This is a genomic window from Roseivivax isoporae LMG 25204, assembly GCF_000521865.1.
Lineage (GTDB): Bacteria > Pseudomonadota > Alphaproteobacteria > Rhodobacterales > Rhodobacteraceae > Roseivivax > Roseivivax isoporae.
On the sequence record NZ_JAME01000020.1, the window covers coordinates 42,055 to 57,340 of the forward strand.

The window sequence follows — 15,286 nt, forward strand, 5'->3', positions numbered from 1 at the left end:
AAAAGGGCGGGCGCATCCCCATGCGCCCGCCCTTTTCATGTCAGAGGATCATCGCCCGGATGCCGTAGGCGACGATCCCGAGGGCACCCACCGAGAGCGCCCAGATCAGCACGAACCATCCGACGCGGCGCATCAGTGATAGCCCTCCCCGGGCTTCAGCTTGCCGCGGAACACCCAGTAGGCGTAGGCCGTGTAGGCGAGGATGATCGGCACCAGCACCGCCGCGCCGACGAACATGAAGAGCTGCGACTTGGCCGGGCTCGCCGCGTCGTAGATCGTGATCGCGGGCGGGATGATGTGCGGCCACATGGAGATGCCGAGCCCCACGAAGCAGAGCAGGAACAGCGCGAGCGTCAGCACGAAGGGCAGCCAGTCGCGTTCCTCGGCATCGATCGACTTCCAGAGCTGCCAGGCCAGCACCGCCACGAGGATCGGCACCGGCGCGACGACGAACGCGGCGGGGAACGAGAACCAGCGCGCGAAGTATTCCTGTTCGAGGAACGGCGTCGCGAGGCTCACCGCCACGATGCAGGCCACGGTGGCGATGCCGAAGGCCCGCGCCATCCGGCGCACGCGCACCTGGATCTCGCCGTCGAGCTTCATGTTGAGCCAGGTCGCCCCCATGAAGGCGTAGCCCACGACCACCGAGACCCCGCAGAGGATCGAGAACGGCGTGAGCCAGTCCCACCAGCCGCCGCCGTAGGAGCGGCCGTCCACCTCGATGCCCTGCAGCAGCGCGCCGAGCGTGATCCCCTGCGCGAGGGCCGCCACGGTCGAGCCGCCGATGAAGGCAGCGTCCCAGAACACCTCCTGGAAACGGCCGACCGCTTTCCAGCGGAACTCGAACGCGACGCCGCGGAAGATCAGCGCGAGAAGCATCGCGATGATCGGCGGGTAGAGCGCCGGCAGGATGATGGCGTAGGCCAGCGGGAAGGCCGCGAAGAGCCCCCCGCCCCCCAGCACCAGCCACGTCTCGTTGCCGTCCCAGACCGGAGCGACCGAGTTCATCATCAGGTCGCGGTCGTCCTTCTTGCGGAAGAACGGGTAGAGGATGCCGATGCCGAGGTCGAAGCCGTCGAGCACCACGTAGACGTAGACCGCGAAGGCCAGGAGCAGCGCCCACGCGATGGTCAGGTCGAGGGAGATCGAGATCGCGTCCATCATGCAGGCCTCCTCACTCTGCCGGTTGCGTGCTGCCGGAACCCGCCGGCCGCGGCCGCTGCTGGGTGCCCGGAACGATGCCCGAGGCGCGCAGGGGTCCGTTGTCGGGATCGTCGCGCCCGGTCGGCACCACCTCGGGCGTGCGGCTCATGAGCTTGAAGAGGTAGCCCACGCCCGCGCCGAACACCGCGAAATAGATGACGATGAAGGCGATGAGCGAGCCGCCCACGGCGCCCGCGTCGAGCGGCGACGCGGCCTCGGAGGTCAGCATCTCGCCGTAGACCACGTAGGGCTGGCGGCCCACCTCGGTGGTGATCCAGCCGGCGATCACCGCGACGAGGCCCGAGGGTCCCATCGCGAAGGCCGCGCGGTGCAGCCAACGGTCGTCGTAGAGCCGGCCCTTGTAGCGCGTCCAGAGCGACCAGAGCCCGAGCCCCGCCATCAGCATGCCGATCCCCACCATGATGCGGAACGACCAGAACACGATCGCCACCGGCGGCTCCTCGTCGTCGGGCACGGTGTCGAGCCCGGGCATCGAGGCGTTCCAGCCCTTGTTCAGGATCGGGCCCCCGATCTTGGGGATGGACAGCTCGTACCGCATCTCGCCGGCCTCCTGGTCTGGAATGCCGAACAGGATCAGCGGGACGCCGTTGTCGTAGCTCTCGAAATGCCCCTCCATCGCCAGCACCTTGGTCGGCTGGTACTCGTAGGTGTTGAGCCCGTGCTCATGGCCGATGACGATCTGCAGCGGCGCGACGATGGCGGCCATCCACATGGCCATCGAGAACATCTTGCGCACGCCGTGGTTCGCCCGCCGGCCGCGCAGCAGGTGCCACGCGCCGACGCCGCCCACGATGAACGCGGTCGTCAGGTAGGCCGCCGTCAGCGTGTGCACGAGGCGGTAGGGGAAGGACGGGTTCAGGATGATCGCCCACCAGTCCTCGGGCACGTACTGCCCGGCATCGTTGATGCCGTAGCCCGCGGGCGTGTGCATCCAAGAGTTCACCGACAGGATCCAGGTCGCCGAGATGGCGGTGCCGACCGCGACCATGAGCGTCGCCACCATGTGCAGGCCGTTGCCGACCTTGCCTCGGCCGAACAGCATGATCCCGAGGAAGCCCGCCTCGAGGAAGAAGGCGGTCAGCACCTCGTAGGCCATGAGCGGCCCCAGTACCGGGCCGGTCCGGTCCGAGAACACGGACCAGTTCGTGCCGAACTGGTAGGACATCACGATCCCCGACACGACGCCCATGGCGAAGGTGATCGCGAAGATCTTCACCCAGAAGTTGAAGAGGTGCAGGTACGCCTCGTTCTTCGTCCAGACGTACCAGCCGTTCAGCACCGCGAGGAAACTCGCGAGGCCGATGGTGAAAGCGGGAAAGATGAAATGGAACGCGACGGTGAACGCGAACTGGATCCGTGCCAGCGTCACCGCGTCGAATCCGAAGAAGAGGGAGTCCATGGTCCGGATGTCCTCGTGATCGTCTCAGTTGACGCACACTTAAGTCGCGTCTCGGGGATGTCCGCCGGGATGCGGCCACTGGACGCAGAAAAACGAAGCGGTTTCGCAACCATTCGTGACGCGGGCGTGACATGTCCGGCCGCGTCCCCTAAGTAGGCCACGAAAGCCAGCCGGATTCGGGATCCTCCTCCTTGTCCAAGCGCATGCCCCCTGCCCATCCGTTCGACTTCGCGGCCGCCGGTGACGGCGACGACGACCACCTGCACGAAGAGTGCGGCGTCTTCGGCGTGGTCGGTGTCACCGATGCCGCCAACTTCGTCGCGCTCGGGCTGCACGCCCTGCAGCACCGCGGCCAGGAGGCCGGCGGCATCGTCACCTACGACCCCGAACAGGGTTTCAACTCGGCCCGCCGCTTCGGCTACGTTCGGGACAATTTCACCAGCCCGTCGGTGATGGAGACCCTGCCGGGCTCGCTCGGCATCGGGCACGTGCGCTATTCGACCGCCGGCTCCAAGGGTCCGACGCAGATCCGCGACGTTCAGCCGTTCTTCGGCGAGTTCTCCATGGGCGGCGCGGCCATCGCGCACAACGGCAACATCACCAATGCCGAGGCGCTGCGCCGCGAGCTGATCGAGCGCGGCTCGATCTTCCAGTCCTCGTCGGACAGCGAGTGCATCATTCACCTGATGGCCCGGTCGCTCCAGCGCGACATCCCCGCCCGGATGGAGGATGCGCTGCGCCGGGTCGAGGGCGCGTTCTCGGTCGTGGCCATGACGCGGACGAAGCTCATCGGGGTACGCGATCCGCTGGGCGTGCGGCCGCTCGTCCTCGGACGGGTCGGCGAGGGATGGTGCATCGCGTCGGAAACCTGCGCGCTCGACATCATCGGCGCCGAGTTCGTCCGCGAGATCGAGCCGGGCGAGATGGTCGTGGTCACCCCCGAGCGCGGCGTCGAAAGCGTGCGGCCCTTCCGCCCGCAGCGCCCGCGCTTCTGCATCTTCGAGCACGTCTACTTCTCGCGCCCCGATTCGCTGATCGGCGGCCGGTCGGTCTACGAGACGCGCCGCCAGATCGGCGTCGAGCTTGCGCGCGAGGCGCCGGTCGATGCCGACCTCGTCTGCCCGGTGCCGGACAGCGGCACGCCCGCCGCCATCGGCTTCAGCCAGGAATCGGGCATCCCCTATGCCATGGGGATCGTGCGCAACCAGTACATGGGCCGCACCTTCATCGAGCCGACCGAGCAGATCCGGAACATGGGCGTCCGGCTCAAGCTCAACGTGAACCGCGCCCTGATCGCAGGCAAGCGGGTCATCCTCGTCGACGACTCGGTGGTGCGCGGCACCACCTCGCGCAAGATCAAGGAGATGATCCTCGACGCGGGCGCGGCAGAGGTGCATTTCCGCATCGCGTCGCCCCCGACCGCATGGCCGTGCTTCTACGGCGTCGACACGCCGCAGCGGGAAAAGCTGCTCGCCGCGACCATGTCCGAGGACGAGATGCGCGACCACCTCGAGGTCGACAGCCTCAAGTTCATCTCGCTCGACGGGCTCTACCGCGCGGTGGGCGAGGCCAAGGGCCGCGACCCGAACCAGCCGCAATATTGCGATGCCTGCTTCTCGGGCGAGTACCCGGTCGAGCCTTCGGACATGATCCGCAAGGGATTCCAGCTGAAGGCCGCGGAATAGGCACGTGCCGCTTCTCGACCTCGACGCGCGCTGGCGCCGCTTCAACGATCCCGACCGTGCCTGCCCGTGCTGCGGTCAGACGTTCGCGGGCATCTTCGATCTCGGCTTCGAACATCCCGAGGACTGGCCGCATCCGCCCGCCGAGGGGACCGAGGTCGCGGTCGGCGCGGACAGGCTCAACGCCGATCTCTGCCGGCTCGGCGAGCGGCGCTTCCTGCGCGGCGTCCTGATGCTGCCGGTCCGGGGCGCGGACGACGCGCTCGCCTACGGCCTCTGGGCCGAGGTCGCGCACGAGGATTTCTACCGCTATCTCGACGCGGCACTCGACGAGGGCCCGGCCTTTGCAGGCGCGCGCGGCCACCTCGCGAACCCGGTGCCGGGCCTCGAGACCGCGCCGGTCGCCTGCGACCTCGTCCCGGGCGATGCGGGCGAGCGGCCGCAGCTCGTGGCCTCCGAGGGAGCGCTCGTCGCGGCACAGACCGACGGCATCTCGTTCGACACGCTTCTCGACCTCTACGAGGCGGCCGGCCACGACCTGCGCCCGCACCTTGCCGCCGACTGAGGCGCGGTCCTCGGCGCCCTTCCGCCGGCCTGCCCATCCTCCCGCGCCTGTGATCGCGGTCGCCGTTTCACTCCGCCGCGGCGCGGCGTAACCCGGCGGCTCCGACACGACACGGAGGTGCCAGATGACACAGGAACAGACCCCCGCCAACGTCGCACGAGAGGCCACGGTCGGCGCGCGCGTGAACCTGCGCGAGACGGTGCTCCTCGGCGTGACAGGGACCGAGGCCGCGCCCTCGGCGCTGCTGCGGCTGCCCGGCGGCAAGGTCGCCAAGGTGGCGACCGGCACGCGCGTCGGCGACCGGATCGTGGTCGCCATCGACGCCACGCGCATCGCACTGGCCCGCGGCGGACGGGCCGAGTGGATCGAGATCCCCGGCAGTTGACAACGCCCCGGACGCGGGCCACTCACGGCGCCATGGAAAAACCCGTTGCCCTCGTCACCGGAGCCTCCCGCGGGTTCGGATTCGCCCTTGCCGAAGCGCTGGCCGCCACCCACCACGTGGTGGCCGTGGCGCGGACCGTGGGGGCGCTCGAGGAACTCGACGACCGCATCCAGGCGGCGGGGGGCGCCGCGACGCTCGCGCCCATGGACATCACCAAGCCCGACGCGATGGCGCAGCTCTGCCGGTCGGTGCACGACCGCTGGGGCGGTGCCGCGCTCTGGTGCCACACGGCGATCCATGCCGCACCCCTGTCGCCGGCCGATCACGTCGCGGCCAAGGACTGGGCCCGCTCGGTCGAGGTCAACGTCACCGCCATGGGTCATCTCGTGCCCTACATCTCGGCGCTGATCGGGCAGTCGGGGCGCGCGGTCTTCTTCGACGATCCCGACGTCGCGGGCGCCAAGTTCTTTGGCGCCTACGGCGCGACCAAGGCCGCGCAGATGGCCTTTGCCCGATCCTGGGCAGCCGAGACCGTGCGCATCGGGCCCAAGGTGCACATCGCGACGCCGCGGCCGATGGCGACCGCGACCCGCGCACGGTTCTTCCCGGGCGAGGATCGCGCCGCGCTGGCAGATCCCGCGACCGAGGCGCGCCGGCTTCTCGACGGGATCCTCGCGACGCCCGCCTGAGATCAGGCAGGCGCGCGCACGCACGCCCCGAAGCTTGCCCCCGCGCGCCACATTTCCTAGGAAGGCGCAGGCACAAGGGCAGGTCCACATGCGTATCCTCATCACCAACGACGACGGCATCAACGCGCGGGGTCTCGAGGTCCTGCACGGGATCGCGACGGAGCTCGCCGGCGCGGGCGGAGAGGTCTGGACCGTGGCGCCCGCCTTCGAGCAGTCGGGCGTCGCGCACTGCATCTCCTATTCCCGGCCGATGATGGTGAGCGAGCTCGCCCCGCGGCGCTTCGCCGCGGAAGGCAGCCCGGCCGATTGCGTGCTCGCCGGCGTGCACGACGTGCTGCGCGACGATCCCATCGACCTCGTCCTGTCGGGCGTGAACCGCGGCAACAACTCGGCCGAGAACGTGCTCTATTCCGGGACCATCGGCGGCGCGATGGAAGCCGCGCTGCAGGGCATCCCGGCGGTCGCGCTGTCGCAATATTACGGCCCCGCCAACGCCCATGCCGAGGATCCGTTCGAGGCCGCGCGCGTGCACGGTGCGGACACCGTGCGCCGGCTGCTGGCCTTCGGGGATGCCGGCGGCGCGGAATACGGGCTGTTCTACAACGTCAACTTTCCGCCGGTGCCCGCCGCCGAGGTCAAGGGCACGCGCATCGCGCGGCAGGGCCGCCGTGCCGGCACAGGTTTCGGCGTCGAGCCGCAGCTGTCCCCCGCAGGGCGCCGGTTCCTGTGGATCCGCGGCGGCGACCAGCAGCGCGCGACCGCGCCCGGCACCGATGCCGAGGCGAACCTGTCGGGCTACATCTCGGTCACGCCGATGCGTGCGGATCTGACGGCGCATGACGCTCTCGACCCGCTGTCCAGCGCCTTCGCGTGATGGAGGACGCCGAGCGCAAGATGCAGTTCCTCTACACGTTGCGCTCGCGCGGGGTGACCGACCGCGCGGTGCTGACGGCGATGGAAAAGATCGACCGGTCGCAGTTCATCCGCCACTACTTCACCGACCGCGCCTACGACGACATGCCGCTGCCCATCGCCTGCGGGCAGACGATCTCGCAGCCGTCGGTCGTGGGGCTGATGAGCCAGGCGCTGCAGGTCAGCCCGCGCGACAAGGTGCTCGAGGTCGGCACCGGGTCGGGCTACCAGGCCGCGATCCTGAGCCAGCTCGCGCGGCGCGTCTACACCGTCGACCGCCACAAGCGGCTGGTGACCGAGGCGCGCGAGGTCTTCGAGCGGCTCGGACTTGCCAACATCACCGCCTTTACCGCGGATGGCAGCCACGGACTGCCCGACCAGGCGCCGTTCGACCGCATCCTCGTGACCGCGGCGGCCGAGGATCCGCCCGGCCCGCTCTTGGCCCAGCTCAAGATCGGCGGTATCATGGTCCTGCCCGTGGGGCAGTCGGATACGGTCCAGAGCCTGATCCGGGTCACGCGGCGCGACGAGGGCTTCGACTACGACGAGCTGCGCCCGGTGCGGTTCGTGCCGCTGGTCGAAGGGCTCGGCAAGGATGGCTGAGCGGATGGCGCGGACAGCGACGACGGACCCGGCGGCTTCTGGCGGCCGCCCGCGCGCGGACCGGCCGAAGGAGCGACGGGCGGCACGGACAGGCAAGGCCGCATAACCCATGACGCCCCGGCCACAAGGGGCGCACCCGAGGATATCGAGATGAAGCAGTTTCCCATGACGTTCCGCAGTCCGTCCCCGCGCCGGATGGGCGCAGCCGGGATCGCGCTCGCCGCCCTGGCCGCCTGCCAGGGGCCGCTCGACCTCGACATGCGGGGGCGCATGGGCGGGCCGCTCGACACCTCGCAGGCGGCGATCGGCGCGACTGCGCCCCGCCCCGAGGCCGACGATCGCGGTGTCATCTCCTACCCCAATTACCAGGTCGCGGTCGCCCGGCGCGGCGACACTGTCGCGACGCTGTCGACGCGGGTCGGCCTGCCGGCGCAGGAGGTCGCGGCCTTCAACGGAATCCAGACCGGCGACACGCTGCGGCAGGGAGAGATCGTCGCCCTGCCCCGCCGCGTGGCCGAACCCTCGGCCGCGACCGGTGCGCCCGCGACCACCCCCGCGCCGCTGCCGGGCAGCAGCCAGATCGACGTGACGACGCTTGCCTCGAACGCGCTCGACCGTGCTCCGGCCGCATCGTCCGACACACCGCGGACGCCGGCGCCCGCGACGCAACCGGCGCCGGGCGGGGTCGAGCCGATCCGGCACCAGGTCAAGCGCGGCGAGACCGCCTTCACCATCGCGCGGCTCTACAACGTGACGCCGCGGGCGCTGGCCGACTGGAACGCGCTCGACGAGAACTTCACGCTGCGCGAGGGCCAGTACCTGCTGATCCCCGTGACGCCCGAGACCGGCGCGGCGCCGCAGGAGCGTGCCGACGCCGTGACGGCTCCCGGTTCGGGCTCGCCCACCCCCGAGCCGCCCTCGGCGTCGAAGCCGCTGCCGGCCGAGCAGCCGAAACCCCAGGCCGAGGCCGCCGCCGCGGCGGCCGCATCCGCCCCGAAGCCGGACGTGGGCCAGACGACCAGCGCCGCGACTTCGGACAGCGCCATGCTGATGCCCGTGTCGGGCAGCATCATCCGCGAATACGCCAAGGGCCGGAACGACGGCATCGACATTGCGGCGCCTGCAGGCACCGCCGTGAAATCGGCCGAGGCCGGCACGGTCGCGGCGATCACGCGCAACACCGACGGCATCCCGATCCTCGTCATCAAGCACGACGACGACCTGCTGACGGTCTACACCCACATCGACGGCATCCCCGTCAAGAAGGGCGACCGCGTGACCCGCGGCCAGACCATCGGCAAGGTACAGCCGGGCGACCCGCCCCGCATGCATTTCGAGGTCCGCGACGGCTTCGATTCCGTCGACCCCATGCTCTACCTGCGCTGAGCCTGACTGAGGCCGGGCCCGGCGCGTTCCGACGCGCCCGGGCCCTGTCAGATCGACACGCCGCGCCGCCCCGCGAGGTCGGTGAAATACTGCCACGCCACACGGCCTGACCGCCCGCCGCGGGTGGCCTGCCACTCGATGGCCTCGGCGCGGAGCGTGTCGTCGTCGATCCCGATCCCGTGCGCGTCGCAATAGCCGCGGATCATGGCGAGGAACTCGTCCTGGCTGCACGGGTGGAACCCGAGCCAGAGCCCGAAGCGGTCCGACAGCGACACCTTCTCCTCGGTGGCCTCGGAGGGCGAGATGGCGCTCGAGCGTTCGTTCTCGATCATGTCGCGCGGCATCAGGTGCCGGCGGTTCGAGGTCGCGTAGAACAGGACGTTGTCAGGCCGTCCCTCGATCCCGCCGTCGAGCACCGCCTTGAGGCTCTTGTAGTGGGCGTCGTCCTGGCTGAACGAGAGGTCGTCGCAGAACAGCAGGAACCGCCGGTCGGAGCGGCGCAGCACGTTCAGGAGCCGGCCGACCGAGGGCAGGTCCTCGCGCTGCAGCTCGACGATCTTTAGGTCGGGGCCCTCGGCCCGCACGGCCGCGTGCACGGCCTTGACCGCGCTCGACTTGCCCATGCCGCGCGCGCCCCAGAGGAGCGCGTTGTTGGCGGGCAGCCCGCGCGCGAAGCGGCGCGTGTTCTCGAGGAGAGTCGCCTTGGTGCGGTCGATGCCGAGCAGAAGGTCCAGCGACACGCGCGAGACCTGCGCCACCGGTTCCAGCCGGTCCGGCGCCACGTGCCAGACGAAGGCCTCCGCGCCGTCGAGGTCGGGTACCGGCGCAGGCGCCGGCGCCATCCGCTCGAGCGCACCGGCGATGCGCTCGAGCGTCTTCAGGGTCTGCTCTTCGGTCACGTCCTGCCGTCTTCTCCGCTGTCGTCGTCCTCGTCCTCGAACCAGACGCCCTGCGCCTTGAGTTCGGCGATGCGCTTGCGCTCGACCCGGCGCACGAGGAGGATCGACACCTCGTAGAGCCCGTAGACCACCACGAACAGGATCAGCTGCGTGATCACGTCGGGCGGCGTCACGAGGGCTGCCAGAACCAGGATGCCGACCACGGCGTACTTGCGCACGTCCGCGAGGCCCCGCGCCGAGACCAGCCCGGCCTTGCCCATGAGCGTCAGCAGCACGGGCAGCTGGAAGCACATCCCGAACGCCACGATGAACTTGATCGTGAGGTTGAGATATTCCTGCGCCGAGCCCTGGAAGACCACCGAGAGGCCCTGTCGCACGCCGTCGCCCACCACCGCGGCACCGTCGTTGCCGAACTGCTGGAAGCCGAGGAAGAAGTCGTAGGCGAGCGGCGTCACCACGTAGAAGGCGAACGCGGCACCCGCCACGAACATGAACGGCGACGCGATCAGGAAAGGCAGGAACGCGCCCTTTTCCGAACGGTAGAGCCCGGGCGCCACGAAGCGCCACATCTGGTTCGCGATGTAGGGAAAGGCCAGCATGAAGCCGCCCAGCAGCGACACCTTGACCGCGACGAAGAAGCCTTCCTGCGGGGAGATGAAGATCAGGTCGCAGTCCTGCCCGCGATCGGCCAGCACCTGGCAGAGCGGCGAGGTCAGGAAGTTGAAGATGGGCGTCGCCACGGTGAAGCAGATCACCATGCCGACGATGAAGGCCACGACCGAGTGGATGAGCCGCGTGCGCAGCTCGGCCAGGTGCTCGATCAGCGGGGCCGAGCTGTCGTCGATCTCGTCGCCGTCACGTGCGCTCATGCGTCATCCTTGCGCGCGGGCGCCTCGGGCGTGCGGATCGAGGCCTCGAGCTCGTCGGCCTTCCGCAACGCCTCGTCGGCCTCGCGCTTCTTGCGTTCGGCCGCGGCGCGGGCGCTCCCGGCCTCGATCTTGCGGCGCTTGGCCTCGGCCTCGGGATCGAGCGGCTTGGTAGACTTCGCGTTGGCCGACGTCCCCGGCTTGCGGTCGAGGCCGTTCATGCCGTCGCTCAGGCCGCGGGCGGCGTCCTTGACCCCGTCCATGGCCGACGACAGCGGGTTCGTCGCCGACTTGAAGCTCTTGGCGGCGTCGCGCATGCCGCTTTCGTCGGCCGCGTCGTTCATGGCGCGGCTGAACTCGCGTGCCATGCCGCGTGCCTTGCCGACGAAACGGCCGACATTGCGGAACAGCACCGGAAGATCCTTGGGACCGACGACGATCAGCGCGACGACGCCGATGACCAGCAGCTCGGTCCAGCCCAGGTCGAACATTTACGCCTTGTCTTTCTGATCCTCGGGGGTCACGTCGCGCGCGGCGTCGGCCTTCTCGTCGTCGTCCAGTTCCTTCTGGCCGTCCGACACGCCTTTCTTGAAGGCGGTGATGCCCTTGCCGACCTCGCCCATGAGGCCCGAGATCTTGCCGCGGCCGAACAGGACCAGCACGACGACCGCGATCAGCAGGAGGCCGGGAAGGCCGATGTTGTTGAGCATGGGTTCTCTCCTCAATGTCGCCCAGTCCCTCGGCAGAGGACGAGGCGGGAATGCGTCCCCGCTATCTAACGGTTCGCAGGCCGCGCGAAAAGCATCGCGACGGGGATTTGCCGCCCCGAAGGCCGATATTTTGCATGCGGACGGGGCGCCCGCGCGCGGGATTTGTCAGCAGCTTGTCAGGTGACAGGTTTATGTCAGGAGTGCAGGATCCGCACATGCTCTTCTGCCCCGAATCACCCGCATGAAACGCGCCGACCGGCTCTACGCGCTGATGACCCGTCTCAAGGACGGCGGCCTGCACCGGGCCGAGGACATGGCGCGCGATCTCGGCGTGTCGCTGCGCACGATCTACCGCGACATGGAGGTGCTGGCGGCCTCGGGCGTGCCGGTCGAGGGAGAGCGCGGCGCGGGCTACACCGCGCGCGCCTCGATCACCCTGCCGCCGCTGAACCTGACCGAACCCGAGCTCGAGGCGCTGCATCTCGGGCTCGCCGCCGTGGGGGCCTCGGGCATGCCCGAGCTTGCCGACCCCGCCCGGGCCCTGTCGCGCAAGATCGAGGCGGTGCTGCCCGAGGACACGGGCCAGGCCGCGCGGCGCTTCGGCTTTGCCACCTATCCCTTCGCCGAGGCGGCGCTGGGGTTCCGGCACATGCCGGCGTTCCGTGCGGCGATCCGCGCGCGCCAGAAGCTGCGGATCGTGCTTGCGGACGAGACGAAGCCGCATGTCGTGCGGCCCCTGCATCTCGACTACTGGGGGCGGATCTGGACCTGCATCGTCTGGGACGAGGAGGCGGGCGACTTCGCCACCTTCCGCATCGACCGGGTCGAGACGCTGACGCCCCTGCCCGGCCTCTTCGTCGACGAGCCCGGCAAGCGTCTGTCCGACTACCGCGGCAGTGCGGCGCGCTGAGGCACGGAGTCAGCCGGCGGGAAAGACGAAGCAGCGGTTGCGGCGGACGCTCAGCCACATGGGCGTGCCGACCCGCGGCAGGAACACGTTCGGCACCGTCGCCCGGAGCACCTGCGCATCGTGGTCCATGCGGAATTCCACGAGGCTTTCGGACCCCATGAAGCGCGCGCGCTCCACCACGCCGCGCGCGGGCGTGCCCTGCAGCGGCGTCGGCAGCGGCCCGCGGCCCGAGCGGTCGAAGTCGATCGACACGTGCTGCGGGCGGAACACGATCTCGACCCGCGCCCCGTCCGCGTGGCCGGGAGCAAGGAACTGCCCGAACGGCGTATCGACGAGCGCCCCCTGAACGACGCCCTCCAAGACGTTGATATCACTGAAGAAGGCAACCGCGGCCTTGTCAACCGGCGCGTTGTAGATGTTGTAGGGCGCCCCGCGCTGCACGATCCGGCCGTCGCGCATCAGCGCGATCTCGTCGGCCATGCGCATCGCCTCTTCGGGTTCGTGCGTGACAAGAAGGACGCTCGTGCCCTCCTCCTTCAGGAGCGCGAGCGTCTCGTCGCGGATGCCGTCCCGCAGCCGGTTGTCGAGGCCGGAGAACGGCTCGTCCATCAGCATCACGCGCGGGCGCGGGGCCAGCGCGCGGGCCAGCGCCACCCGCTGCTGCTCGCCCCCGGACAGCTCGTGCGGCCAGTTGTCGACATAGCCGCCGAGACCCACGCGCCCCAGGAGCTGCATCACCCGCTCGCGCTGCGCGGCCTTGGGCCCCTTCAGGCCGAAGGCCACGTTGTCGCCGACGCTCAGATGCGGAAAGAGCGCGAAGTCCTGGAACATCAGCCCGATCGAGCGCCGTTCGGGCGGCACGCGGGTGATCGTGTCGCAGATCAGCCGACCGTCTACGTGGATGGTGCCCGAATCCTGCATGTCGACGCCGGCGATCATCCGCAGCGTCGTGGATTTCCCGCATCCCGAGGGACCGAGGAGGCACGTGACGTTCCCCGGCAGGATCGACAGCGACACGTCGTTCACGACCGTCTTGCCCTCGAAGCGGCGGGTCAGGTTGCGGATTTCGAGCCGCGGGGTCTGGGCGGTCACGGCGCGCGCGCTCCGGGAGTGTTTCCGATCAAAACTCTAGGGAACGCCCGTAGCAGCGTCCCGCCGGGGCGGCAAGTCGTCAGGCCAGCGCCTTGGCGAGCCGCGGCAGCCGCGCCTTCTTGAGAAGCGGCCGCATCTCCCAGGTGCCGTCCGACAGTGCGCGCGCCTTTCCGAGCACGACCTCGCAGGCCGCGCGCACCGGGTCCGGATCGGCGTGGTAGAGACCGAGGAGGAAGGCATCGGGATCGGCCCGCGACAGACCCTCGTCGGCCAGCGTGCCGCGCGGGAAATCGCGCGCGTTCACCGTCAGCACGACATCGGCCGAACCGGCGATGGCGGCGGCCAGCACGTGCAGGTCGGAGGGATCGGGCAGCCAGAGCCGCGCCTCGAGCGACGGGGGCCAGGTGATCTCGGCCTCGGGCCACTCGACGCGCAGCGCCGCGATCTCGGCCCGCGCCTGCGTCTCGCCGGGCGCGCCCAGCGTGCGGCGGGCGGCGCGGGCCCATTCCTCGAGGATGCGCGCGGACCAGAGCGGGGTGAACGCGCCGGTCGCGGCGATGCCCAGCACCACCTCGCGCATCACGGTGGGATAGAGGACGTTGGTATCGACGAGAACCTTCACAGGCGGAAGAACAGCGCCTTGAGATATCCCGACTCCGCCAGTTGCGGCAGAAGCGGGTGGTCGGGCCCGGCCTGCCCGGTATGGATGAGCTGCGCCCGCCGGCCTGCCCGCCCGATTCCGCGCAGGCAGGCGCCCTGGAACGTGGCCAGATCGGCGGCATGGCTGCACGAGCACAGCACGAGGCACCCGCCCGGTGCGACGAGCGGCGCCGAAAGCCGCGCCACCCGTTCGTAGGCACGCAGGCCCGCCTCCAGCGCGGGCTTGGCCGGGGCGAATGCCGGCGGATCGCAGATCACGAGACCGAAGCGCGTGTCCTCGGCGCCGAGCGCCGTCAGCACGTCGAAGGCGTCGCCCTGCCGGGTCTCGAAGCGCTCGCCCGCGCCCGCCGCCTCGGCCCCCGCCCGCGCGAGGTCGAGCGCCGGCGCGCTCGCGTCGACCGCCAGCGCACGGGTCGCGCCCGCCGCGAGGGCCGCGAGGGCGAAGCCGCCCACGTGGCTGAAGACGTCGAGCACGTCCTGCCCGCGGGCGAGACGCGCCGCGAAGGCCTGGTTCTCGCGCTGGTCGTAGAAGAGACCGGTCTTCTGCCCCCCGGTCAGGTCCGCCATGTAGGTGGCGCCGTTCATGTCCACCGGCACCGGCGCCTCAGGCGCGGCCCCCGCGAGGACGATGTCGGTGTCATCGAGACCCTCGAGCGACCGACCGCGGCTGCCAGCGTTCTTCAGGATCGTGGTCACGCCCGTCACCTCGGCCAGCGCATGGGCCAGCGGGGCGATCAGGAGGTCGGACCAGGCGGCGTTCGGCTGGATCACCGCGGTATCGCCGAAACGGTCGATCACCACGCCGGGCAGGCCGTCGGCCTCGGCATGCACCAGGCGGTAGAACGGCGTGTCGTAGAGCCGTTCGCGCAGGGCCAGCGCGCGCTTGAGCCGCGCGACGAACCAGTCGTGGTCCGGAATGCCCCGTCCGTCGCGGTCGAGGACCCGCGCGATGATGCGCGAATTCGGGTTCAGCGCCACGCGGGCGAGCGGCTTGCGCTCGGCATCCTCGAGCCGCGCGATGGTGCCGGGCGCCAGCGCCTTGGTGCGCCGATCGGTCACCAGCTCGTCGGCATAGACCCAGGGAAAGCCGCGGCGGATCGCGCGGGCATTGGCCTTGGGCTTCAGCCGCACCACGGGCAGGTCGTCGGGCGCGGCGGTCTCGGGATCGGGGGTCGGTGTCATGGCGTTCTCATACGCGCGGCGCCGCGCCGAGGGAAGCGGTCCCGCGTGCCGGGACGCCTGTTTACTGTTAGCGCTAACTGCGCTACATGGAAATCGACGGAAGCCCGGGACACCCTTACCGA

At 70.1% G+C, this 15,286-nt stretch carries 18 protein-coding genes; 8 read left to right on the forward strand and 10 right to left on the reverse strand.

The features are described 5' to 3' along the window. Window positions 1-40 precede the first annotated feature (40 nt). The 3 genes from RISW2_RS24000 to RISW2_RS13550 are packed head-to-tail and all read right to left on the reverse strand — an operon-like array spanning window position 41 to window position 2,623. The gene (locus RISW2_RS24000) at window positions 41-133 is read right to left on the reverse strand and encodes a DUF2474 family protein (RefSeq protein WP_084615395.1); all 93 of its coding nucleotides are present in this window, start codon (window positions 131-133) and stop codon (window positions 41-43) included. Beyond that, window positions 133-1,164 carry a cytochrome d ubiquinol oxidase subunit II gene (cydB, locus tag RISW2_RS13545; protein ID WP_043772116.1) on the reverse strand — a complete coding sequence of 344 codons (1,032 nt, stop codon included), beginning with the start codon at window positions 1,162-1,164 and terminating at the stop codon, window positions 133-135. Before cydB ends, RISW2_RS24000 begins: the two co-directional genes overlap by 1 nt. Before the next feature lie 10 nt (window positions 1,165-1,174). Continuing rightward, entirely contained in the window at window positions 1,175-2,623 is a 1,449-nt protein-coding gene (locus RISW2_RS13550) for a cytochrome ubiquinol oxidase subunit I (RefSeq protein ID WP_051492035.1), read from the reverse strand. A 203-nt stretch (window positions 2,624-2,826) separates the two neighbouring features. Between RISW2_RS13550 and purF the strand changes: the two genes are divergently transcribed. From purF to RISW2_RS13585, 7 genes are all read left to right on the forward strand, one after another. Beyond that, a complete protein-coding gene (purF, locus tag RISW2_RS13555; protein ID WP_043772118.1) occupies window positions 2,827-4,308 on the forward strand; it encodes an amidophosphoribosyltransferase in 1,482 nt (493 codons plus the stop codon). A gap of 4 nt (window positions 4,309-4,312) precedes the next feature. Continuing rightward, entirely contained in the window at window positions 4,313-4,870 is a 558-nt protein-coding gene (locus RISW2_RS23570; RefSeq protein ID WP_051492036.1) for a DUF2199 domain-containing protein, read from the forward strand. Between the two features lie 124 nt (window positions 4,871-4,994). Then, a complete protein-coding gene (locus tag RISW2_RS13565; protein WP_043772120.1) occupies window positions 4,995-5,255 on the forward strand; it encodes a hypothetical protein in 261 nt (86 codons plus the stop codon). A 32-nt stretch (window positions 5,256-5,287) separates the two neighbouring features. Next, entirely contained in the window at window positions 5,288-5,944 is a 657-nt protein-coding gene (locus RISW2_RS13570; RefSeq protein WP_043772122.1) for an SDR family NAD(P)-dependent oxidoreductase, read from the forward strand. 88 nt (window positions 5,945-6,032) lie between these two features. Further along, window positions 6,033-6,818: a 5'/3'-nucleotidase SurE gene (surE, locus tag RISW2_RS13575; RefSeq protein ID WP_043772124.1), complete on the forward strand. Its 786-nt coding sequence runs from the start codon at window positions 6,033-6,035 to the stop codon at window positions 6,816-6,818. Continuing rightward, window positions 6,818-7,459, forward strand: a complete 642-nt coding sequence (locus RISW2_RS13580) for a protein-L-isoaspartate(D-aspartate) O-methyltransferase (RefSeq protein ID WP_043772126.1) — start codon at window positions 6,818-6,820, stop codon at window positions 7,457-7,459. Before surE ends, RISW2_RS13580 begins: the two co-directional genes overlap by 1 nt. A 150-nt stretch (window positions 7,460-7,609) precedes the next feature. After that, the gene (locus RISW2_RS13585; protein ID WP_043772128.1) at window positions 7,610-8,845 is read left to right on the forward strand and encodes a peptidoglycan DD-metalloendopeptidase family protein; all 1,236 of its coding nucleotides are present in this window, start codon (window positions 7,610-7,612) and stop codon (window positions 8,843-8,845) included. Window positions 8,846-8,892: 47 nt separating this feature from the next. On the opposite strand, the gene RISW2_RS13590 is transcribed toward RISW2_RS13585, so the two are convergent. From RISW2_RS13590 to RISW2_RS13605, 4 genes are read right to left on the reverse strand one after another with little or no spacing between them, the layout of a single operon-like run. Then, window positions 8,893-9,687: an ATP-binding protein gene (locus RISW2_RS13590; RefSeq protein ID WP_051492040.1), complete on the reverse strand. Its 795-nt coding sequence runs from the start codon at window positions 9,685-9,687 to the stop codon at window positions 8,893-8,895. Between the two features lie 53 nt (window positions 9,688-9,740). After that, on the reverse strand, window positions 9,741-10,613 hold the full coding sequence (gene tatC / locus RISW2_RS13595; protein ID WP_043772130.1) for a twin-arginine translocase subunit TatC: 873 nt from the start codon (window positions 10,611-10,613) through the stop codon (window positions 9,741-9,743). Then, window positions 10,610-11,101 carry a Sec-independent protein translocase protein TatB gene (gene tatB, locus RISW2_RS13600; RefSeq protein WP_043772131.1) on the reverse strand — a complete coding sequence of 164 codons (492 nt, stop codon included), beginning with the start codon at window positions 11,099-11,101 and terminating at the stop codon, window positions 10,610-10,612. Before tatB ends, tatC begins: the two co-directional genes overlap by 4 nt. Next, complete coding sequence (locus tag RISW2_RS13605) at window positions 11,102-11,320, reverse strand: twin-arginine translocase TatA/TatE family subunit (RefSeq protein WP_043772132.1); 219 nt, start codon at window positions 11,318-11,320, stop codon at window positions 11,102-11,104. Window positions 11,321-11,561: 241 nt separating this feature from the next. Between RISW2_RS13605 and RISW2_RS13610 the strand changes: the two genes are divergently transcribed. Beyond that, complete coding sequence (locus tag RISW2_RS13610) at window positions 11,562-12,230, forward strand: helix-turn-helix transcriptional regulator (RefSeq protein ID WP_043772134.1); 669 nt, start codon at window positions 11,562-11,564, stop codon at window positions 12,228-12,230. A 9-nt stretch (window positions 12,231-12,239) separates the two neighbouring features. Here the strand turns inward: RISW2_RS13610 and RISW2_RS13615 are convergent, their stop codons facing one another. From RISW2_RS13615 to RISW2_RS13625, 3 genes are all read right to left on the reverse strand, one after another. Next, entirely contained in the window at window positions 12,240-13,322 is a 1,083-nt protein-coding gene (locus RISW2_RS13615; protein WP_043772136.1) for an ABC transporter ATP-binding protein, read from the reverse strand. A 79-nt stretch (window positions 13,323-13,401) separates the two neighbouring features. Then, on the reverse strand, window positions 13,402-13,944 hold the full coding sequence (locus RISW2_RS13620) for an RSP_2648 family PIN domain-containing protein (RefSeq protein ID WP_043772138.1): 543 nt from the start codon (window positions 13,942-13,944) through the stop codon (window positions 13,402-13,404). Next, complete coding sequence (locus tag RISW2_RS13625; protein ID WP_051492037.1) at window positions 13,941-15,164, reverse strand: RSP_2647 family RNA methyltransferase; 1,224 nt, start codon at window positions 15,162-15,164, stop codon at window positions 13,941-13,943. Before RISW2_RS13625 ends, RISW2_RS13620 begins: the two co-directional genes overlap by 4 nt. Between the last annotated feature and the right edge of the window lie 122 nt (window positions 15,165-15,286).